At 53.7% G+C, this 22,927-nt stretch carries 18 protein-coding genes; 14 read left to right on the forward strand and 4 right to left on the reverse strand.

The window, feature by feature from the left end; genetic code table 11:
• Positions 1-351: 351 nt before the first annotated feature.
• Positions 352-1,746, reverse strand: coding sequence for an AmmeMemoRadiSam system protein B (amrB, locus tag FJ147_16765; protein MBM4257535.1), 1,395 nt, complete (start codon positions 1,744-1,746; stop codon positions 352-354).
• 111 nt (positions 1,747-1,857) lie between these two features.
• Between amrB and FJ147_16770 the strand changes: the two genes are divergently transcribed.
• The 14 genes from FJ147_16770 to FJ147_16835 all read left to right on the forward strand — a co-directional run bounded on the left by FJ147_16770 (position 1,858) and on the right by FJ147_16835 (position 14,283).
• Entirely contained in the window at positions 1,858-2,745 is an 888-nt protein-coding gene (locus FJ147_16770) for an LLM class F420-dependent oxidoreductase (protein ID MBM4257536.1), read from the forward strand.
• 90 nt (positions 2,746-2,835) lie between these two features.
• Positions 2,836-3,804, forward strand: a complete 969-nt coding sequence (locus FJ147_16775) for a Gfo/Idh/MocA family oxidoreductase (protein MBM4257537.1) — start codon at positions 2,836-2,838, stop codon at positions 3,802-3,804.
• A 46-nt stretch (positions 3,805-3,850) separates the two neighbouring features.
• Positions 3,851-5,062, forward strand: a complete 1,212-nt coding sequence (locus FJ147_16780; protein MBM4257538.1) for a lipid-A-disaccharide synthase — start codon at positions 3,851-3,853, stop codon at positions 5,060-5,062.
• 67 nt (positions 5,063-5,129) lie between these two features.
• Entirely contained in the window at positions 5,130-6,863 is a 1,734-nt protein-coding gene (msbA, locus tag FJ147_16785) for a lipid A export permease/ATP-binding protein MsbA (protein MBM4257539.1), read from the forward strand.
• Positions 6,829-7,596 carry a DUF374 domain-containing protein gene (locus FJ147_16790; protein MBM4257540.1) on the forward strand — a complete coding sequence of 256 codons (768 nt, stop codon included), beginning with the start codon at positions 6,829-6,831 and terminating at the stop codon, positions 7,594-7,596. The genes msbA and FJ147_16790 overlap by 35 nt, the downstream gene beginning before the upstream one ends.
• A 65-nt stretch (positions 7,597-7,661) precedes the next feature.
• Positions 7,662-8,993: a 3-deoxy-D-manno-octulosonic acid transferase gene (locus FJ147_16795; protein ID MBM4257541.1), complete on the forward strand. Its 1,332-nt coding sequence runs from the start codon at positions 7,662-7,664 to the stop codon at positions 8,991-8,993.
• A 188-nt stretch (positions 8,994-9,181) separates the two neighbouring features.
• Positions 9,182-10,327: a tetraacyldisaccharide 4'-kinase gene (gene lpxK, locus FJ147_16800; GenBank protein MBM4257542.1), complete on the forward strand. Its 1,146-nt coding sequence runs from the start codon at positions 9,182-9,184 to the stop codon at positions 10,325-10,327.
• Complete coding sequence (locus FJ147_16805) at positions 10,305-11,057, forward strand: class I SAM-dependent methyltransferase (protein MBM4257543.1); 753 nt, start codon at positions 10,305-10,307, stop codon at positions 11,055-11,057. The genes lpxK and FJ147_16805 overlap by 23 nt, the downstream gene beginning before the upstream one ends.
• 9 nt (positions 11,058-11,066) lie before the next feature.
• On the forward strand, positions 11,067-11,237 hold the full coding sequence (locus FJ147_16810) for a Trm112 family protein (protein MBM4257544.1): 171 nt from the start codon (positions 11,067-11,069) through the stop codon (positions 11,235-11,237).
• A 21-nt stretch (positions 11,238-11,258) separates the two neighbouring features.
• Positions 11,259-12,338: a lipopolysaccharide heptosyltransferase II gene (gene waaF, locus FJ147_16815; GenBank protein MBM4257545.1), complete on the forward strand. Its 1,080-nt coding sequence runs from the start codon at positions 11,259-11,261 to the stop codon at positions 12,336-12,338.
• A gap of 5 nt (positions 12,339-12,343) precedes the next feature.
• Complete coding sequence (locus tag FJ147_16820; protein MBM4257546.1) at positions 12,344-12,667, forward strand: hypothetical protein; 324 nt, start codon at positions 12,344-12,346, stop codon at positions 12,665-12,667.
• A gap of 1 nt (position 12,668) precedes the next feature.
• Positions 12,669-13,457 (forward strand): hypothetical protein, encoded by a 789-nt coding sequence (locus FJ147_16825; protein ID MBM4257547.1) that lies wholly within the window; start codon positions 12,669-12,671, stop codon positions 13,455-13,457.
• Positions 13,458-13,548: 91 nt separating this feature from the next.
• Positions 13,549-13,827 carry a hypothetical protein gene (locus FJ147_16830; GenBank protein ID MBM4257548.1) on the forward strand — a complete coding sequence of 93 codons (279 nt, stop codon included), beginning with the start codon at positions 13,549-13,551 and terminating at the stop codon, positions 13,825-13,827.
• A 12-nt stretch (positions 13,828-13,839) separates the two neighbouring features.
• Positions 13,840-14,283 (forward strand): HNH endonuclease, encoded by a 444-nt coding sequence (locus FJ147_16835; GenBank protein MBM4257549.1) that lies wholly within the window; start codon positions 13,840-13,842, stop codon positions 14,281-14,283.
• A gap of 69 nt (positions 14,284-14,352) precedes the next feature.
• On the opposite strand, the gene FJ147_16840 is transcribed toward FJ147_16835, so the two are convergent.
• From FJ147_16840 to FJ147_16850, 3 genes are all read right to left on the reverse strand, one after another.
• Positions 14,353-15,336: a hypothetical protein gene (locus tag FJ147_16840; GenBank protein MBM4257550.1), complete on the reverse strand. Its 984-nt coding sequence runs from the start codon at positions 15,334-15,336 to the stop codon at positions 14,353-14,355.
• Positions 15,337-15,783: 447 nt separating this feature from the next.
• Complete coding sequence (locus tag FJ147_16845) at positions 15,784-22,176, reverse strand: hypothetical protein (GenBank protein MBM4257551.1); 6,393 nt, start codon at positions 22,174-22,176, stop codon at positions 15,784-15,786.
• 71 nt (positions 22,177-22,247) lie between these two features.
• A complete protein-coding gene (locus FJ147_16850; protein ID MBM4257552.1) occupies positions 22,248-22,706 on the reverse strand; it encodes a hypothetical protein in 459 nt (152 codons plus the stop codon).
• Positions 22,707-22,927: the final 221 nt, after the last annotated feature.

Below are 22,927 nucleotides of genomic sequence, written 5' to 3' on the forward strand. Positions count from 1 at the left end.
TGCGCGGCATTACCCTGAACAAGACAGCCATGCGGACGGTCGAAGCGCGACTGGAGCGTCATCCCAAGTTGCCCAAGTGGGACATCTTCATCCGCCCCGCTACTCCTGACTGATATAGGGGGATTTTCTTTTCCAGAATTCGCCTAAGAACAAATGGCTCCTAAATCGGACCACGCGACATTGGTACACCAGCGACCAAACCCGCTCAGGCTGAGCGTAGTCCGCAGGACGAAGTCGAAGCCTGCGCACGCCCGGATACGCTGCCCTTCGACTTCGCCACGCTACGCTCAGGACGAGCGGAGAAGTGGCCCTCGGTGAGTGAGGAAGTGTACGAATCTTCCCTGGTCCGATTTAGTAAAACGCCAAACTGGCAAAACTCACCGCAGAATGTGGCGCAGTTTCGGCATAAGCATATTTTAGAAGCTTTCCTTGTGTCGCTTCGACGAGGTGTAAGAAAGTATACATCGGTGCAAAGCCGCAGACACGACGTTGGTCACCATTCGTAGCGATCTCGGCAAAGAAACTCGCGTGATCGAGGTTCTCTAATGCCTGGATCAAGCGCTGATCTTCACTTTCTACCCAGTTGAGAAAGTCTTGCGTGAGTGGTCCTTGGTCGCCAAACTTCTGTCCCACATGAGCGAAATCGACACCTGCGACAAAGCAGACTCTCTTGCCACTCTGGGCAATAGTAGCCCGTAGCGCGTCGATGAATGCGGCGACTCGTTGGGTCTCTGCGGGTGGAGTCTTGGTCAAGATCATGTGATGAAAGGAGGTCACGAGAATCGGCACGACGGTAAACTCACGTCTCTGACCAAGTACGTATTGAAGGAACAAGGTCTGAAACTCTAACGAGTGCTCAGTACGGTGGATCAGCTCGCTGGCAAGCAGGTCTTCGCCGCAATTTTGCTGCAGCACGCGAATAAACTCACGGTCAGTTTTGACCGGACCAAGTGGCGTATTGTAATCTTTCTCGCACGCGACAAAGAGGTCTTGCGCTCCGTAATGAGAAGTCCCCAGGAGAATAAAGAGGTCAGCGTCACACCGTTCAGCTAACTCCTTGTACCCCCACGCGTACGCTGCTCCACCGACCCGCAGATCGATATGGGGAACAATAAGCCCGCGGACTGGCGGAAGAGAGGACTGCCCGTCGCTCGGCAATCCAGGACCGTCAGGACTCCTAAATAAAGCGTCCGTTTGCTCACGAAATTCTCCGGGTTGCGAGGAGTAGCACGTATCCGCGTGCGCCATCTCGCGAACTGACGAGCGCTGAAAGGCGGCATAGATTTCGTTTTGCAGGGCGGCAAATCGCTCACTATCCAAATAGTAGTATTCGTCGAGTTGCGCTATCAGGCTATTGAGCTGCTCTCGGGGGAGAACTTGGCCGAATTGTTTGGCAAAGGCTTCTTGAATATCGACCAGCGAATGCTGTCCATCAAAGTGGCTGATGACGAAATAGATATGGTAGGGAAGATACAATGAGGTTTGGGCAAAGCCTAGTGGATCGTGGATAGCGATACGTGTCCGTCCTTCATCTTCAAAGGGAACCGCCTGAATATATCGGAGCCGGGGATAATCGATAGACAAGAGGGTCTCTCCTTCCGCCATCACAGTGAGAGGGTACCGTAATCGGTTTTGCTTGTGTGAGCAAGTTTCCTTGACAGAGTTGAGGGGAGAATTCATATAGTATGCAGTCAATTGAATTTTGAAGCCTGCTGTGTCGTCATGTCCGCGGAGGCGGACATCCACTTTTTCTCTGCTCCTGGATTCCCGCTTTCGCGGGAATGACGTACCAATAGTCACTGCATAAACCTGAGGCTAACGAACAAATCGTTTTCTCTGAAACTAAAAGGAGGCATTATGAAATTCGCAGTCAGTGGTGTTGGTAGTGGGTCAACCGCCCGACCGGAGCTGTTAGTTCAGGTTGCGCAAAAAGCGGAAATGCTGGGGTTTGAGTCAGCGTGGATTCCTGAGCACCTCGCCGTCCCGGTCACAATCACCAGCCGTTATCCATACTCTGCCGACGGCAAATTTCCTGGTGGCCCAGGGGCTGCGCTGCACGATCCGTTTGTCGCGCTGGGTTTCGCTGCCGCCTGCACCAAGACCATCAAACTCGGTACCGGTGTGTTTGTCCTTCCACTGCGCAACCCTCTCGCTGTCGCCAAAGCCGTTGCGAGCGTCGATGTCCTCTCTCAGGGACGGCTCTTATTTGGCGTGGGCATCGGCTGGTGCGAAGATGAATTTACTGCGGTGGGCATGTCGTTCAAGGATCGCGCGGCGCGCAGTCGTGAAGCGATTGCAATGCTCAAAGCCTTGTGGAGTGACGAGACGCCGCAGTTCTCCGGGAAGTTCCATAGTTTTGCTCCGGTCGGATTTAACCCCAAACCGATTCAGAAGCCGCATCCGCCGATTATCTTTGGCGGCGAAAGCCGTCCCGCATTGAAACGCGTGGCCGAATTAGGAGATGGCTGGTTCGGTTTCCGCTACACACCAGAAACACTCAAACCGCAGCTTGCGTTGCTCAAAGAGTTAAGCGAGAAAGCAGGGCGAAAATTCTCACAAATTGAGATCACTATCGCCCCGCAACCGGGACTGCCAATTACACTGGATTTGGTGAAGCAGTTTGCTGACGTGGGTGTGCATCGCTTGATGACCTTTGCGCCAGGCTTCACCCCCCGCGCGAAATTCGACAGCGAGCTCTACCCGCAGATGGAAAAGTTTGCCAACGATGTGATCGCTAAGGCATAGACGTTGGCCTGGAGAAACGACAACGGCGATCAGCTTCGTCGCCGTTGTCATGTTTGCGCGTGCGCAAAGCTGTGCTAACGTCGCAAAATTGTGAGTCAGCAACAGTCAACAACGTACGCAGAAAACCCGTTGCGCGTCGCGGTCGTGGGAGTCGGCTATCTTGGTCGTTTTCATGCGCAGAAATATGCTGCCCAACCAGAGGCGACACTCGTCGCAGTGGTCGATACCAATGCCGACCGTGCTACGGAAATTGCGGCAGAGTGCCGTACCACTGCACTCACAGACTATCGTGAACTCTTTGGTCAAGTCGATTGTGTGAGCATCGCGGTACCAACGCAGTTTCACTATGCCGTTGCGTACGATCTGCTGTCACAGGGAGTCGACGTTCTCGTAGAGAAACCGCTGACCGTTACCGCAGCCGAAGGACGGGCGCTTGTTGACCTGGCGGCAGCTCAGCAGCGCATCCTCCAAGTTGGCCATCTGGAGCGTTTTAACCCAGCGCTACGATCCCTGAGCGGTATTCTCACTTCACCACGCTTTATCGAATGCAATCGCGTCGCACCATTCGTCGAACGCGGAACCGATGTTGACGTCGTTCGCGATCTGATGATTCACGACCTCGATGTGATCCTGAGCCTCGTACAATCGCCAGTCACCTCCATCGAAGCTTTCGGCGTTCCGGTCTTGACCTCCGAACCAGACATAGCCAACGCCCGCCTCCGCTTTGCCTCTGGTTGTATCGCAGATGTCACTGCCAGTCGCGTGGCGCTTAAACGTGAACGAAAGATGCGTGTGTTTCAGCCTGACACCTATCTGGTAGTCGATTATGGTGAGCATCGCATCCGCATTTGTCGGCGTGAGCCAGGCTCCCAGCCAGGAGCACTCCCCAACATTGCCTTCGAAGAGCGCGAAGTCGGCGGCGAAGACGCCCTTGAAGAAGAAATTCGCTCGTTCCTTCACGTCGTTCGTCATCGCAACAAACCAGTTGTGAGCGGTGAAGATGGACTGCAAGCGTTAGAAATGGCAGAACGAATTGTTGGATGCTTGGAGATTCCGTGAAACATGTTGCGTGAGACGTCACACGTAGAGATTTGGACTTCAGACTTTGAACCGTGAAATCGAACCCTTGAATTCCGCAATCCGCAATCGACAGTCCGCAATCCCCAATCCTCGCGTTCTCCTCGTTGCCGGAGAGGCTTCGGGTGACATTCATGGTGGAGACTTGGTTGCTGCCCTCAAACGGCAGATCCCTGGGGTCGAGGTGTTTGGGGTTGGCGGTTCCGCACTGCGTGCTGCAGGCATGCAGACACTGGTCGATAGTGCCACCATCGCCGGGATGGGGCTAGTCGAAGCACGCGACAAAGTTGGTGCGTTGATCCGCACCTATCGCCAACTGAAGCACATCTTGCAGACTGCTCCCCCCGACCTGCTTATTTTGATCGACTTTCCCGAATTCAATTTCCGTCTCGCGAAGATTGCTAAACGCGTCGGGGTGCCGGTCTTTTATTACATCAGCCCCCAGGTGTGGGCGTGGCGCAAGCGACGAGTGTACACCATCGCTCAGCGTGTTGACCGACTCGCTGCAGTGTTTCCTTTTGAGCCTCCCTTCTATGCCGCACATGGGTACTCGGTGGATTTTGTCGGCCATCCGCTCGTTGACCGAGTACGCCCGACGCGCGCGCGGGAGGAAACATTGCGACTTCACGGTCTCGATGGACAACGTCGCACCATCGCCCTGCTCCCAGGGAGCCGATCACAGGAAGTGAAACTTCTGCTCGCGCCGATGCTTGGGGCTGCAGCGCTCCTGGGCGACGCGTATCAATTCGTCCTTGCGGCAGCAGATACGCTCGAAGTGGAAGAGCTACAGCAGCAGACACGGCCGACCCCAGTCCGGGTCATTCAGGGAGATACGTACAATTTGGTTCATGCAGCAGACCTTGCCTTGGTTGCGTCGGGAACCGCGACCCTCGAAACCGCATTACTAGAACGACCGATGGTCATCATGTATCGCTTAGCGCCACTGACGTATGCCCTGGCCCGGCTTCTCGTACGGGTGCCATTTATCGGCATGCCCAATCTCATCGCGGAACGCCGCATCGTTCCAGAACTCATCCAAGGAGAAGTGACCCCCACCCGGATTGCTGCTGAGGCCACGCGGTTGCTCACTGATGCACAAGCATATAGCGTAGCGCAAGAAGGATTGCGTGAAGTCCGCCAGCGGCTTGGTGGAGGCGGTGCAGCAGAACGAGCAGCAGCCCTTGTGGTGGAAATGCTGACCTCAAAAATGCAAAATGTAAAATGCAAAATTAAAAATTAATCAGAGAGAAAAAGTCGTGCTCACCTATTCTTCACTCCTTTTTAATTTTTAATTCTCAATTCTCTCCATGAACGTCTATCGTCGTCTTTTCCCATTCTTACGGCCCTATCTCTTGCGCGCCTTTCTTCCGGCCATTGTTTGCATGTTGCTCTTTAGCGCAACCAATGGTGTGTTGCCGTTTGTCGTCCAGCATGTGTTCGACGACATTTTTGCGCAAAAGAATCTTGAAGCGTTGCAGTTTCTCCCGTGGGTGATCGTCGGCGTCTTTCTCTTTCGCGGGCTGGTCAACTTTGGCCATGCCTATTTGATCGAGTATGTCGGGCAACACATCGTTGCTGACTTACGCAACGCACTGAATGCACACATCCAGTCACTCTCGCTGAGTTATTTCCAACGTAACCCGACAGGAACTATCCTCTCTCGTGTTACGAACGATACGACACTCGTCCGCGAAGCGTTAACGCAGGCAACAGCCTCGATCATGAAGGACTCTACGTCCCTGCTGCTGCTCATCATCGTGGCGTTCGTCAAAGATTGGTTTCTCGCGCTGCTGGCCTTCATCGTCTTTCCGGTGACGATCTTGCCTCTCACGCTCATGTATAAAAAGGTCCGTCGTGCCAGCCGCAGGGGGCAAGGCTCACTCGGCTCACTCACGGCGCTGCTTCAAGAAGCGATTCAAGGCAACCGCATCGTCAAAGCATTTGGCGCCGAAGCGTACGAGAACCAACGGTTCGCCAATGAAAACAAACGACTCTTCTCTCATTCCTTGAGAGCAGGCCGCGTACGCGCGTTCGTTCCACCGATGGTCGAATTAGTTGCTGCCGCCGGTATCGCGGCAGTCGTGTGGTATGGCGGTTATAGTGTCATTGCTGGTGAACGCACTCAAGGTGAATTTATCGCCTTTCTGACTGCACTGCTGCTCCTGTATGAGCCGTTCAAGCATCTGACTCGGACAAGCGCAGCGATTCAAACGGGGCTCGCTGCCGCTGAACGTTTGTTCGAATTACTCGATGAACGGAGTGAAATCGAAGACCATCCAGGCGCACAAATGCTCAGTGGGGTACGCCAGGGTATTCGTTTTGACAATGTGTATTTTCGCTATCGCCAAGACTGGGTGCTGCAGGGCATTAACTTGGAGATTCGCACCGGTGAAGTGGTCGCGTTAGTCGGCCCAAGTGGTGGTGGAAAAAGCACCATCGCAGACCTGATTCCCCGCTTTTACGATGTCCAACGGGGTCACATCACAATTGATGGGACCGACATTCGCGAGGTAACGCTCGCGTCGCTCCGCTCGCATTTGTCGATCGTGTCACAATACACATTCCTGTTTAACGATACGGTTCGTAACAACATTGCCTACGGCATGCCGGACATCCCGGACGAAGACATGATCGCCGCCGCCCAAGCAGCCTATGCTCATGATTTCATCATGGACTTGCCGCGCGGCTACGACACCATCATCGGCGAGCTGGGTTCCACCTTATCGGGTGGACAACGACAACGCTTGGCAATCGCACGAGCGTTGCTCAAGCACGCGCCAATTTTGATTCTCGACGAAGCCACCTCTTCGCTTGACAATGAATCAGAGCGACAAGTGCAAGCTGCGATTGAACGATTGATGGTCGGACGCACCGTACTCGTCATTGCCCATCGGCTCTCGACCGTTCACAAAGCCGATCGCATTGCCGTCCTCATCAACGGTCAGATTGTTGAACAAGGACGCCACGAGCAGCTCATTGTTCGGAATTCACAGTATCGCAAGTTATATGAACTTCAGTTCTACGAAGCCGCTTCAGCCTGAGTCACGTCAGCGACGTTTCCCCTTCGGTGAAGAGATCAAGATCCGTTGGTGGTCGACCCTCGCCTTCTGGGCACTGCGTCTCCTGGCCGCAACGACACGAAAATCCCAAATTGGTGGAGAAGCGATGTTGGACTACTGGCAACGTGGGGAACAGATCATCATCACATTTTGGCACGGTCGGATTCTGTTCATGCCGTTTCCCTATCGTGGCAAGAAGGCGTGCATCATGAATAGCGCGCATCGCGATGGCGAAATCATTACTCGCGTCATTAAGCGGTTTGGTATCAGTGCTGTTCGTGGCTCCTCAACTCGCGGCTGGATGGGCGGCCTCAAGGGCATGCTCGACGCGTACCAACAAGGGTATGATCTCGTTGTGATTCCCGATGGTCCACGTGGACCTCGCTGTCAGGCGAAATCCGGCATCATTCAACTGGCGCGCGCGACCGGAGCGACGATCTTTCCTGTCTCGTACAGTGCAGCATGGAAAGCGACAATCGGTAGTTGGGATCGCCTGATGATTCCCTTTCCCTTCAGTCGGATACTCTATGTCGTCGGCACCCCAATACGCGTTCCCGCCGAGGCAGCTAAAGAGGTCGTCGAAGAAAAACGACACGAATTAGAAACTGAATTGAACCGAATCTCAGCACAGGCCGACAGCTATTTCGCCAGCAAGACCGCTGGAGAGCGTGAGGTGGTTGTGGCAGGAACCCCACAGCCGTTGCCACCACGCTGAGGGAGGCGTTTTTCCGATAAGAATACGCTTCAAGTAGAGAAAACCCATCTGCTTGTGAGTAGCGCATGCCCCTCACCAACGACATGGCTCGACTTTTCTATAATCTGCTCCTCACGACTGTAGCACTGCCAGCACTGCCCTTTGCTGCGGTCGCGCTTGCGCTACGCCCGCGTTATCGTCTCGGCCTCGCCCAGCGTTTAGGATTCATTCCCCCAGAGGTGATTGAACGTCTGCATGGTCACAAGCCGATTTGGCTGCATGCGCCATCGGTTGGCGAGATGCTCGCGACACGCCCGTTCCTGCGCAGGCTCAAGCAGGTTTTTCCCGATCGCCCACTCTTGCTCTCTTGCCTCACACCGACCGCGTACACCACAACCCGAGAGAAAATTACCGAAGCGGATGCCGTGATTTATGTGCCACTCGATCACCCGCTGTTTGTCGAACGTGTCCTTTCGCGTATCACTCCATCTCTCTTTCTGTTTACTGAGACTGAAATGTGGCCGAACTTTCTCTCGGCGTTAGCACGGCGAGAGGTTCCTACCATATTGGTGAGCGGTCGCTTTTCAGCCCGAGCGGTGACTCGCTATCATTGGCTGTCGCCGCTCTTTACGCAAATTTTTCACGATCTCACTCTCTGTTGTATGCAGACCCAAGCGGATGCTGAGCGTTTGGTACACGCTGGGGTTCCTCTGCAACGTGTCGTGGTCACGGGCAACTTCAAAGTCGATGGCGTCACTGAAAGCTCCCCGCATCAGCACACGGCCCTGGCCGAGGCTGGACTCGCTGATCGACCAACTGTAATCGGCGCAAGCACTCATGCCGGTGAAGAAGATGTTTTGTTGAATGCCTACCGTCAATTGCAAGAACAGGTTCCCCGGTTGTTACTTATTCTCGCTCCACGCCATCCACAGCGTTTTCTTGAAGTTGAACGTCTCGTGCAAGCGAAAGGGTATCGGTATAGCAAACGAAGCCAGCCGGAAACCTCTTCTCCTAGGACTGAGATCTTTCTCCTTGATACCCTTGGTGAACTCGCCTCTCTGTATTCGGCTGCGAGCCTCGTGTTCGTCGGCGGGAGTCTCATCAAAGGACCAGGTGGACATAGTGTGATAGAGCCAGCATTAGCGCAGGTACCGGTCTGTTTCGGTCCATACACGCACAATTTCACAACCGTAGTCGAGGAATTGATCCGTGAAGGCGGCGGGTTCCAGGTAACCGATGCAGACAGCCTGACACGCGTCGCTCTGCCGTTACTCACAAATCCATCTCTCCGAGAAGAGACTGGCAAGGACGCATTTACTGTCATTCGTCGTGGCCAGGGGGCGGTGGAGAGAACAATAAATGAAATAGTGAAGAGTGAAAAGTTAAGAATGAAGAATCAAAAAGGCGACAGGCTGTAGGCTCTAGTAGTCAGTCATGTTGATTCTGAGGGGTGAACGTAGTGGCGTCATTCCCGCGAAAGCGGGAATCCAGGGAGGTTAAGTCGCGGCCCCTGCTTGAAGATCCTGGATGCCCGCCTGCGCGAGCATGACGAAATCGACCCCGCAAATTCAGTATGACTGACTACTAGAGAGAAGAAAGCAGTGATATGTTTGCTCCGAAGCTTATCGAGAGTATTTGGCAACGGCAGAGTCTCTGGTCAAAACTCGGCTGGGTTGCGCTCACTCCTTTCTCTCTGCTCTTTTCTGTGGTCGCGCGGGCACGGAATCTCGGCTATGACCTGGGTCTATTGCCAGTGACCCGTGCCCCTTTGACCGTCATTAGCATTGGCAACCTGACGGTTGGCGGCACCGGAAAAACACCCTTGACACTCTGGCTCGCACAAGCGCTGCAACAACGCGGACACACTGTCGCAATCGTCACACGTGGTTATGGAGGAACAGCGGTTGGCCCTACCCTCGTCGGTCAAACCGGAACACCCTTGGTCACACCGGTTGAGGTCGGGGACGAAGCTGTCATGCTGGCACGACGGTTCGCTGGGGTTGTTATTGCCGGACGAGACCGCGCCGCCGCGGCTCAGTTTGCCTATCAGCGCTTTGCCGCGGATGTGGTTCTGCTTGACGATGGCTTCCAACATCGTCGCTTACAGCGCGATGTCGATATTGTCCTGCTATCAGCACGAGCACCAACCAACACCTGGCTCCTGCCTGCGGGCCCCTTCCGTGAGCCACTCACGTCGATACGTCGAGCCCATACCGTGATCCTCTCCAAGAAAACAACAATCCAAGAGCATTCCTCTCCCTCGTTAGCTGAACGCGACACGCAACACGCAACACGCAACACGCAACACGCAACACGAGTCTTCCACGCCGATCTCGTGCCCTCAGCACTCGTACAGACGGTTCAAGGTCAATGGCACGAACAGCCGTTGTCTGATTTGACTGGCAAACGCAGCCTGGTGGTAACAGGAATTGCTAACCCTCAGCCTCTGTATACCTCTCTAAAAGAACTTGGCGCAGAGGTAGCACGGGTGGTGGAATTTCCTGATCATCACAGCTATACGCACTCGGAGTGGCAGAAACTCGTGCAAGAGGCCGAGGCATTTGATCTGCTCCTGACGACCGAAAAGGACCTCGTCAAACTTGAACGGTTTTCTCCGGTACCTGATCGTCTCCGAGCCTTACGTGTTCAACTCCATCTCGAACCTGCCGAGGCGTTCTTGACCAGCATTGAACAACGATACCACAGTCGCAACGAAGATAGGACCACGCATGGCCGCACCATTTCTCATTAAGGCAGTCACAGACCTGCTCGCTGACATCCCTGCATCAGGAAAGGCGCTGTTGGATGTCAGTTGCAAAGAGGGCGACGTGCTCCAAGCTGTCGCTCCGCTCGGTTTCACTGTTCGTGGTACCAATTACGAACCGACGGGACCGTCACAGAATGGCACTCCCATCGATTATGGCGTCGATCTCCTCAAACCACTGCCTTATAGCGACGCGAGCTTCGATGTCGTCTTGCTCGTTGAAGTCATCGAACACCTGGAGAATCATCGCATCCCGATAGGCGAATTGGCCCGTATTCTCAAACCAGGTGGCGTGTTGATTCTGACAACCCCCAATATCATGCGTCTGAATTCTCGTTTTCACTTTTTCTTCAGTGGCTATCATAAGACCAAACGACGCTTCATTCCGTTTGAAACGCCTTTAGATCAGGCCCATCGGTTTCACAATTATCCCATCGACCTCCCCATTCTCTATTACTTGTGTAAGCAGAATGGCCTGGCTATCGAGCGGATCGGCAATAGTAAGATCAAAGGATTCTCGCGGCTGTTGTTTCTGCTCTTTGGCTTTCCTGTACAATTCTACACGTGGTATACTCTACAGTTGCGTGAAAAAGACCCGCAACAGAAGCACGAGAACCAGCAACTCTGCCGCTGGCTGCTCGACTCCCGGACGTTGATGGAAGATAATCTTGTCTTGCGTTTGCGCAAAATTGACCGGAGCACCGGAACTCTTCACTAAGGAGAAGCTATGGCGGTAAGTAAAGAGCTGCTAGACATTCTTGTTTGCCCCAAATGTAAAGGGGAGTTGGAGTTAACAGCCAAACAAGACGCGCTGAATTGTCAGGCATGCAAGCTGTCCTATCAAATCAAAGATGACATTCCAGTCATGTTGATCGACGAAGCCTTACCTCTCACGTAGGGCCGGGTATCAGTGAGGCCCATGTCCCATTCCTCTCTTCAGGATCGTTCACAACGAGTCATCGTCGCACAGACAGGCTTTCTGGGAGACGTCGTCCTAACGACCCCGTTGTTAACTACCCTGCAGAGAACTCTCACACCGGAGTCACTGACTGTTTTGACTACGCCGCAAGCCAAACCTCTGCTCGACTATCATCCTGCAGTCTCACGGGTGTTAGTCGACGCGAAGCAGGCCGATGGACGTGGGCTGGTTGGCTTGTGGCGCATGGCTCAGCGGCTACGGCAAGAACGCTTCACACTTGCGGTCGCTGCCCATAAATCCTTACGCACAGCCTTGCTTCTCGCTCTCGCTGGCATTCCTCAGCGGGTCGGTTTTCGGCAAAGTCCAGGTTGGTTTTTGTATCATCGCACTGCCCAGCGCGACACGAACCGACATGAGGTTGAGCGGATTCTTTGCATCATGCGAGCCTTTGGCCGAGAGCCCGAAGAGTGCGATCGTACCCCTCGCGTCGAGTATCCGGAAGCAGCAAAAGTCCAGGCGCGCGCGCGCTTGCACGAGCATGGAATTGCTTCAACCGACCCATTGTTTGTTGTCTGTCCAGGGTCGGTATGGCCAACGAAACGGTGGACCATCGAGAGTTTTGCTCAGCTTGTGCGTCGTCTAGAGACCAGTTACGGTCGCGTGCTTCTCTGTGGCGGACCAGATGATGCTGAAGTCGCTCGGGCAGTTCATCAGCAGGCGGGCCAGTGTGGGGTAAATCTCGTTGGGCAGGCTGACTTGCTCACATTCATGGCACTTGTAGATCAAGCACAGGTAGTGATTAGTAACGATAGCGCTCCTATGCATGTTGCTGTTGCACGAGGAGTCCCTGTTGTTGCTATTTTCTGTGCGACTACACCCAGTCTCGGCTATGGTCCGTATACAGACAACGCGGTTGTCGTTGAAAAGAAGGAGTTGTCCTGCCGTCCATGCAGTCGTCACGGTAGTCACGCCTGTCCGCTCGGTACCAATGCCTGCATGCGTGACGTCAGCGTACCTGACGTGCTGACAGGAGTCGACCAATTACTGCACCGGGTATCGGCAACGGCGGCACAGGGTTGATCACTATGTCCTCATCGCACGACCCACAGCTTACGGCTCCGTCTTCAGTCGAGATCTCGCGGCGCGAACGCTTGCACACACTCAATGCGACGACTTCAGCGGAAGCGGATACCCTCGCGGCGCAGGGACAGCAAGCGACGTATCGCGCTCTTGTCTGGACACCGTTTTCCACCTTCGTCCGCGTGTACGTTCGCCAAGGAGAATGGCGTCATGGCATCTCTGGCCTTATCGCTGCACTCTTTGCCGCGTACGGAGTCTTCATTCGCTTCAGCAAGTTGTGGGAACAACAGAATGTGAAGACAACCATTCCACCTCCTTCACAATCCTGACATGGCGAGTCTTTCTCTCCCTGCTGGGTTTGTCGAGCAGCGTGCAGGTCACACCGTCTGGTGGGTAAAAGAAGAATGGGGAGAGCGACTCCTCACCCTAACCTTTCCCCACGATCAAGCGCCAGAGCCGCAATCCGCAATCCGCAATCCGCAATCCACAATCGCCACTCAGGCAGGTCGGGGCACTATTCACCGCATCACTCTCGCATCAGGGGAATCCATTATCGTCCGTCCCTATCGTCGTGGTGGTTTCATTCGCCATTTCATTTATGACCTGTACTGGGATCGTCCGTTCCGTCCTTTTGCTGAGCTGTCGTGCATGGAACAAGCTCGACAACGTGGAGTGCCGACAGTCGAGGTGTTGGGTGCACAAGTCGAAAGGACAGTAGGGCCGTTCTATCGCGGATTTTTAATAACTCGCCAAGCGATAGGATTTCACAACTTATGGGATTGGCTCCACGTCGAGTCGACCGCCGATCTTCGCCACACCGTGCTGAGCATTGTCGCGCAAGCAATCGCAACGATGCATCAGGCTGGGATTGCGCACGCAGATCTGAATCCAACCAACATCTTGATTTCTCTGGAACATGACCCGCCACAAGCACAGCTCTTAGACTTTGATCGGGCTCGCATATTTCCCAGACCAGTACCCGCTTCTTCTCGTGAAGCCAATTTGTCTCGGTTCCAACGATTTTTCCGGAAATACGATACGCTTGCTGAGTGGCTGCCGTCCACAGACTTTGCGTATTTCCGCCAGAGGTATGAGATTACCTTCGAGTTGAGAAGATAATGGCCTTTCTTTCATTCATCGTTTTTCGAGAATCGTCAGTAGCACCCAACGCTCTCTTGCAATTGGCGTCTCGGTCGCGTAGACCAGTGCCATGGTTACCGATCTCGCTCATACGTTTCCGCGCCTCGACAGCTTACCCCGATCCCTTCCATTGGAAGGCGCTGTGCGGATTGAAATGGAAGAAGGGGTGCCACTCTTTCGTGCCTCCAGTACCGTACAGAAGAGAATCGAAATGCTTCTAACTAAACAACAGGGGACAGAATTAAGTACAGAGGAAGCGTTGGAATTGGATCGCTACGAAGAGATGGACGATTATCTGAGCTTCCTCAATCGTGTGGTCCGCAATCTCGCTCAAGAGCCCACCCCGTAGGATAAGCCAGCGTTGCCCGCGCGCAAGAAAATCTCTGCTTCGTTACAACAACGCGTTCGGCAGCGAGCCCAGGGGTTGTGTGAATACTGCCATGCCGCAGAGCAATGGCAATATGTCCGTTTCACACTCGATCATATCATTCCAGTCGCGCGTGATGGCCCGTCGACGCTCGATAATTTGGCCTTGGCCTGCTTTCACTGCAATCGGCGGAAGACGGATCGTCTCAAGGCCGTCGATCGCGCTTCTCACGACCAAGTTCCGCTCTTCAACCCACGCGAACACAAGTGGAGCGATCACTTCATCTGGTCTGCTGACGGGACCGTCTTAATCGGTCGTACGCGGACTGGGCGTGCCACGATTGATGCATTGGCGTTAAACCGTGAACGTGTGGTCCGCATTCGGGCAGCGGATTATATCGCCGGACGGCATCCTCCACCCGATGATCCACGACAGTAGTCGTAGAAAGAAGGGCTGTGCAGCGTACCAACTCAATGGTGCCTGCTACACACCCTACTTGGCTGCGCACTACTGGTTCCCAAGAAAGACGACATCGTTCTGTAAAATGTAGCCCGGTACCCGCCCCTGTCGAGACTGTACCTCCAGATACGACCCAGTCTGACTCACCACTCGTACTTTCGTTCCTCGTGAAAGATTCGCGACGATGCTGGCATTGGCATGCGGTTCACTATGGAGCTGGGTATCCCTCTCCACGCGATACATACCTAACGGTATCTCCCCTGTACGACTGACGGGTGTTTCCGTAACGTCTCTAGGCTTTCTATTGACTGTTGTCTCTACGCCCGGGTAACTGTAGCCACCTTCCAGGTAGCGGGCTACGATTCGCCGGTTGGGACTGTGGCATACGCTCGAAGTTTCAGAGTAAGTCAAACATTCTGGCAGGCCATCAGAAAACGTGAGGGTGACCCGTCCGGATGTTCTTCCCTGCAAACCTTCCCAACTATAGGGGGCGATGACGCGCAGAGGGCGACCAAGCTTATCACGTTCCTCAATTGAAGTGCTTGTCACGCTACCGGAGATGAACTGTGCAAATGCACCCCAGCGTTTGGTGTCATCAAGGATCAGATCTTCAATGAGTTTGCGATAGTTTTGGTCCTTGAAGGGTTGTCCTGCGGGTGGCGTGATCACGGAAGAAGCAGTTGCTTCACCACCGAGCCGTATGGGCTGTTTGTTTAAAGCAAAAAGCCGCAAGTTATCCTCAAATCGCATCAAGCCTGGAGCCGTGCACGCATTTATCTGAACGAGAGAAATCATATCACTCGCTATCGCCTGTGCGTCGCCGATGAGACCCGCCATCGCCGACCCTGCATCGGGTCTGGTGAGATCACCAAAAGTTCGGCTCAGTTCTCGACCTATGTCAGCTTTCCTTTGCCTGTTGACGGTATTCAGTGCGTCATACAGTGCAGGCTTGGCAAACAAATTAGTCCCGACCGTTTCGTATTCGCTACAGGTTCGGTTAGTCTCTATCCCATAACCATTCTTGGTGACCATCCATTCAATGCACCGCTACCTAGTCATTTCGACCTTGTTTCGTGGCAGCGCAGCGGAACAGTGACGCGCAAAAGCCTCCAGGTATTGGTTAAACAAGATGCCGAACCGGTTATCTGAGCGGTCCAAATCAATATTGACGAAGTCACCTGCGAAAATCTTTGAGACTAGGGCACTGTTTGTGATCCCACGTGTTTGGAAAGTAAGCTGAACTTCTTCCTTAGCTGCCCTGTTCTGTGGTGGTGCAGCTCCTGCGGGGAGACTCTGGGCCGATAGGGTCGCAAAAATACCGACAACTAATATGAGCAATGATATGCGCACGGGGTTTGTTCCTCTACTTTGCTGAGTAACGAAAGGAGCGCTAACGTGAGGGAAGCCAGGAGTTGAAATCCACGGCAGAATTCTACAGACCATATCACAGGTAGGGTGGGTCATGACCACCCGACGCCCCTATTCAGGACACTTCTTCCTCAAAAATACCGAAGTATCCTGGAGTATAGCTTTACCTATTTCCTGGAACGCAGAGCCCACTTCTCCTATCGCGTCTCCCAACAAAAGAAATGAAGTTCCCAAATCTGTTCCTGCCTGAGTAGCAAAGTGTTCTAATGGACGATCAATGAGTTGCTCTCCTAGTGTTTCCTCAACGAAATCTGTAGCAACCCATTTTCCAACCAGTAAATCTGCATTACCTTGCTTTAATGACTTTGCAAAGTCCGCGATTCTCGACTCCCAGTTTTTAGAAATATTCCTAGGGTTCCACGCTATACCTTCATTGATAGCTTTGATGAAGCCGAAAAATAAAGCTATGTCCGTATGAATGATCCCAGAAGCTGCCTTGAGAGCTGCAGCAGCACTATATGCTGCTGCAGCATGAGCATGCGAAATAGCAGCTTCAAAATGAGTACTGTCTAGTCCATATGGATCTATGAATAGTAATGGATTATTCGTAGCATATGAATAAACATTCTGCTCCCCTGAATTAAACCCAATCGGATCTTTCATCGTCCACCTTCCCACCACCGCATCATAATCCCGTGCGCCGAAGCGTACTAACTTAGTGTGCTGGTCGTAGAGCCCACCGGCAAAGCCAAACGGCTGGAATCCGGGATTGGTATCAGCCAAGACGTTACCGAATTCGTCGTAATCTATACGCTGGGCAACAGCACCACTGGTGACGTTGATGACAAGTCGCACACTGCCAAGATGATCGGTGATGATGCGATACGTTACACCGCCTTTGATCATGTAGTCTGGTACGTTGATGCCGGTACCGTACACGAAACGGCTAACAGTCGCACCGCTTCCATCAATTTCGGCGATTGGCCTAAGCTGGCTTTGATAGAGGAAGCCTTGCTGGAGGACACCGTTGACCTTCTTACCGATGCGTCGATTCTGACCGTCGATGACATACTCAATTTGCGTTCCTCCAGGAAATGACGCACTGATCAAGTTGCCGAGTTCGTCATAATTGTAGGTCGTGGTCTGCCCTCCCGTCACCTTGGTTAGGAGTTCGCCGTTTGCAGTGTATGTGTATGTACTGCTCCCAGCAGTAAGCAACCGATCCTGAGCATCATAGGTGTAGACCGTGGCTGCGCCTGGACCAGCGAGACGATTACCGTTGCTATCGTATGTATAGCTGGCGGCCGTCGCGCCGTTTTGCTTAACCTCTATGAGGCGGCCTGCGAGGTCGTATGCATAGGTGAATGTGGTAGTCACACCGTTGATAGTCTCGGTCTTGGTCGTAATACGCCCGATGCCATCACGCGCGTAGGTGACGTTGTACAGACTCGTTGTGTTGAAAGCTGCGTTGTAAGTCGTGACCTCGGCGAGGTTGTTGTAATTGAGAGTGTCTTTGACACCAGTTGCTACACCAATTGTCGTACCGGTCAGTAAGCCGTTCTGTGCGTCGCGGGTTAAGCTCAGCGCACCAACACCGGTCAACAGACTATCGTTATCGTAGGTCAGATTGATCGGATTGGCGCCGTTCACGGACAGGGAAGTCATGCGGAAGTTGTTGTCATACGTCCGCGTTACATTGCCAGCGATCGGGCCGGTCCAGGTTGTGCCAGTGAGCAACGAGCCATCGTAGGTGTAGGCAAGTCCGACACCACCTGGAGAGCTGATGCTCGACAGATTGCCAGTCGTTGTATTGTAACCGTAACCGTAGCTTCCACGTCCGATCACTTGCGCGGCAACACGACCTGCACCGTCATAATTGAGGTTAATAGTCTTGCCATCTGGCCGTGTGATCAGCTCAAGTTGTCGGTCAATGTTGTAGGTATAAAGGGTCTGGTTCGTACCACCGCCACTGACGCTCGGTGCGGTGTACGTCGCTTGTAGGTCAACCGGCGTGTACGTGAACGTATGCGCCGATCGTCCGGGTGGGGCAAGAGAGGTGAGGTTGCCGTTCGCATCATAACCATAAGTGATAGCACGATTGCCCGGTAACGTTTGTGAAGTCACACGACCAACAGCATCATGAGCGAAGTTGGTCACTCGCCCTAATGAATCAGTCGCAGTAGCCAGATAACTATTGGTATCATAGGTAAACGTAACCGAACGTCCGCCTTGCGATACGCTACTGATTCGTCCCTTCCCATCATAACCAACCGTGTTAGCGGCCAAGCCGGTAACCTGCGATTGCGTAACACGTCCCAGATTATCAATCGTCGTCGTACCCTTACGTCCGAGAGGTGAGGTATTGGTAAACGTCCGAGTCGCTTTGTCAAACACGCTTGTGTATTTACGACCGTTAATCGTCGCAGTGTCAGTTAGTGAAGTAAAATTAAACAGGTCACTGGGACTCGCGGGAAGGATCGTTCGATCTCCGGTAGCATTGAGGGTGAGGTTGCCTGGCGTCATAATCTTCCCACTTGTTGCAATGGGCGACTGCATACCAAAGCGTGGGTCCGGTCCTTCTTGTGTGGTTGAGGTAGTCTTGTTAGGTGCAACCGCTTCTTCACTACCATTCAAACCAGAAGCGACCGCACTGGCTGTTCCATCGGGGAACATGTTGATACGAATCTCGCGCGTTTGATCTGCTACGGCTGGACCAGAGTTAGGATACCCAACCCGGTACTTCGTAGAGCGGGCCAGTCCTGAGGTGCGTGTCACCTCGTAACTCTGCCCTTTACTCCCGTCAGTAAAACCTGAGTTTCCAAGTTCCACACGGCTGAGGTTCTGGCTGCCACCAGCAGGATCGGTGTCCTTCGTGAGCCGACCGAGGGCATCGTAGGTAAACTGATACGCATTGTTCTTCGGATCACGCATTGCGCTCATAAGGCCAGTAGCACTATAGGTGAAGTTATGCGCCTCTCCGGCTGGATTAGCGATACTCGCCAGGTAGCCATTGGCGTCAACCGTCAGTGTTGTCTGTTGTCCAAACGGTCCAACGATTGCCGTAGGGTTGCCACTGCCGTCACGTTGAATTGTAGTGATGTTATCGTTACCGTCTTTGGCTTGCACTAAGCGGCCAGTGGCATTATAGGAAAACTCATAGAGTGTTTCACCGGTCAAGGCCTGGAGAGTTTTCAGATGACGACCATTGGCGTCGAACTGGTACAACTGCGTGCCATCCTCAGACGCAATAGCTATTTGCCGAGTTGAAAACCCAGACAGTGCAGGTGCAACTTTCCGAATCCTATAGTTTCCTGTGTCCGCAATGTACAGGCTGCCATCAAGGCCGAGGGCTACGCCACGAGACGTGGCGAGGAATGCCTGACTCGCTGGGCCACCATCACCACTAAATCCATATTCGCCAGTACCCGCTACGGTAGTGATAATCCCATCCTGCCCTATGTATCGAATCCGAGAGTTTATAAAGTCCGCGATGAAAAGACTACCATCAGGACTAACCGCTATCCCAGTAGGACCAGCAAGACGTGTCTGGGTGGCCGGGACGCCATCACCAGTAAAACCACCGGCTCTGTTTCCTGCTACTCTAGAGATAATTCCATCTGGCGTTACGCGTCGCAGTAAATGGCCACTGTAGTCAGTAATGTAGAGACTACCATCAGGACCAAGTGCTACTGCACTGGGACCAAGCAAATCCGCCTGAATGGCCGGACCCCCATCGCCCGCAGAGCCCAACTGCCCTGTTCCTGCCACGGTCGTGATAATCCCATCTGGCCCGACCCGCCGAATCCGCACATTGTTAGTGTCCGCAATATACAGACTGCCGTCAGGACCGATCGTCACATCACTAGGGGAATGGAGGCTCGCCAAGGTTGCCGGACCACCATCGCCAGTAAAGTCCCGGACTCCATTTCCGGCGACAGTAGTAATAATCTTGTTCGACCCAACCCGCCGAATCCGGTGATTAAGAGTGTCCGCAATATACAGACTGCCATCAGGACCAATCTCAACTTTAGAAGGAAAGAGGAGGCGCGCTTGACTGGCTTGCCCACCATCTCCACTAAATCCTCCAGTATCAGTGCCCGCAACCGTGGTAATGCGTCCGTCTAAAGCGACGTGACGAATTCGATGATTGCGCCGGTCAGCGATGTACAAACTCCCATCAGGACCAACCGTAACTCCATAGGGCTCGTCGAGCTGAGCCTGAGTTGCAGGATTACCGTCGCCACTAAAACCACCGAAGCCATTGCCTGCCACGGTGGAAATAATCTGCCCGCTCAGATTCTCTGCACTTCGTCGTGTTCCATCGCCCAAGTGGAGAGTTTTTGCAACGGGGTCATAGGCATGATGCGCAGTCAGACTCCAACCACCGAGCCCAACGGATCGCTGATCAATTAACGTACCGAGAGGTTCGCGGAATTCTTTCCACAGCGTGACCTCTTGCCGCGCTCGGCTACCAGTAATGGGATTGCCAGAAACTGCACCGAAGCTTTGTTGTAACTGCGCCGGTTCGTAGTAGACTGCGGTGTAGACATACCCCACACGCACCGTCACAAGCTGACCACCTTGAACGTCGCGACCGTAGGCATCCTTACCATTCCAGGTGAAGGGCGTATTTTGGTTCGGCGTTGCCGGGAAAGAGCTATTGATTTGCTGTCCAGCAGCTTTAATTTCTAAGTCGATTCGTTTCAGGCCCGGAGGAAGCGTTGGTCCGCTAAGAGGGATTTGCAAAGTTTTTCCGGCATCACGTCCGGGTACTCGATCGCTCGTGTAGTGTAAGCCGAAAGGTGTTCCAGTCACACTAATAGCTTCACCAAGAGTCTGATCCTGGCAACCAATGATCGAACCGCACTTGATGTTAGGATTGTCTGGCTTCCTTCCAGCGCTTTGGACTTGCACTTTCGGAGCTTCAGCATTGGTCGGAGGACCATACGGGAAATTGCAATCCCACGGGGTAAAATGCGCAATCGGTACCCGCCACAGTTCCTGGCCAACGGTATACAATTGCGCCAAACGCTGGCGTTCGGCATTGGAAACTGCCGGGTCATCGGCAGCCAGACCAGTCAAAGTCGCTAAACCGCTAGAGACACTTGCGATTTTCACAACGCGGCCATTGTTGGATGGAACCCAAATGCCTTTAGCGCGGTCGTAATAGCCAGTGGGAACGATCATCCCCACCGGGAAGCCAAGGAAGTTCTCAACGTAATGAAAGAGTGGATGATTGAATTCCACCTCCTTTGCGCCAATCGCCAGTGCTTCATCGACGCTGTATTCAACGGCGTAGGTGTAGCCGCTGGTCGGTGGCAGGTCACCCGGCATAGCGTTGGGTCCGTTCGCCCCGACTGTGTATTCGGTCGCACGTACCGTGAGGTTCGTGATTGCTTGCTCGGTTCCATCCATCTTCACCAACTTTGCTGTCGTGCCAGTTGGTACCAGGAGCGTCGCGCGTCGTGTCCCGTCACTATCGGTAACTACACCACCACGTGCTACGGTCATCGTCTGGCTTGTAAGATCGACTGGATTGACGTTGGTATCAAGGGCAATCAACACCACATCCGGTGCAAGCGCGAAATCCTGCCACGGAACGTTGAGTTGGCGCTGGGCAGGTAAGAAACCTGCCTTCTCATAATTAACCGTCAGTAATCCACCACCATTCACAGCGAGGTCGAACATGCCATCGGCACGGCTGAGCGTTTGTCCAAACTCTGGGTGATTAAGAATCGTGATCTTCACACCTGATAATGGCACGTTGGCGCGATCGAGGACCTTGCCGCGAATGACTGCGGCTCGACGGGCGTCAATCGTTCCTGCCGCAACTCCAGTCTGAATCGCATTGCTGCCAGTGTAGAGAAACGCAGTGGAGTTGGCCAGGATTGTCGCTACGCCTTGCGTAACTGGTGGTGCAACTGTGCTAGGGTCGGGTGGTAAGGGACCACCGGTAGTTTGATCTGCACCATTACAATCTTCATCAATGCTGTTGTTAGCAATCTCGGTCGCCCCAGGAAAGATGTTCGCATTGGTCTCGTTACAGTCGCCTTGGAGTTCCGTGAAGCCGTCTTTATCGTCATCAATATTGTTTAGATTGTCGCTCCCACCTGGTCCTACAACCGCCTGTAAAACGCCTCCGCGCACCACCTTCGTCCCGGGCTTCAATTCGATATGCTGCCCAGCAAAAAGACTCACACAGCCCGTGCTGCCCACGGTGAACGCTGGACCGAGCGCGATCCACTGTGTCGCTTGGAAGAGCGCATCATCGGTTATCGTCTCATTCGTGCGACTGAAGGTTGTTCCCGTTACCGCTGGTGTGAGGTCGCACCAGGGAACTGGCGCAGTCGCCGCTCTGGCGGCTCGTGGAGTAGAACTGTCTTCCTGAGTCAGCGGCTGCGCGTTGGATACTGGAACCCGTTGTAACTCTGTCCAACTGAAGCTGCCAAGCACTACGCAGACAAGTACTACGACCCCCCAGGATGCGCGCTGTCGATACGTCATTGTCCAATCCTTCCTGTGACGTGTCCGTTGGCACTCACCTCGACGCTTGTCTCGTTCGCGGCCTCAACGTCTCATTGTCCGCTCTTCGGTTGTGTCCGTTCGAGCGCCTCAAGGCGAGTCGTTAACATCTGTAGCGCGTCCTGATGCGCCTGGTTCTGTCGGCGTAACTGCGTGATCGTTTCTTCTTGCTGCAAAGTGTACAACGTCAGCTCTTCAATCTTCTTCAACAGCCGCATCTGCATCTCTCCCAGCTTGAGCCCGTTTGCTTTGATCTCCGACTCGGAGGGAATGCCTGGGAGATGTTGCTCCCGTGCGATGTATGCGGCCAACTGGTTCAGCGGCAGCAGTTGATAGTCGGGCGCCAATACGTAATCAGGGACATTGAGGGTCGCCCCATCATCGATGAAACTGCCCCCTTCCACACGAATGTTACCTTTGACGTGCAGGCGATCGAGCGGACTGGTGCCTGGATTCCCAGGGGCGGCCCCAAAGTCACCAATTCCCACATTGCCATTACGATCAATGAGCATCCGTTGCAGATTCTGAGTAGCGAACCGGAGGGAGGGATTTGGTCCCGTTGCTGACGCATCCGGGCGGACATTAAAAAACCCCGAGCTGCGGCCAAATAAGCTACCACGGCCAGAGGCCGTGGTATTAAGAAGGCCCCTCCGAAGGGGCCGAGCACATTCCGAAGCCCCCGCTGGGGGCGGTAACTCTTAGGAAGGCCCCGCTGGGGCCTCTATACGGTTAC

The organism is Deltaproteobacteria bacterium, assembly GCA_016874775.1.
Lineage (GTDB): Bacteria > Desulfobacterota > Binatia > Bin18 > Bin18 > VGTJ01.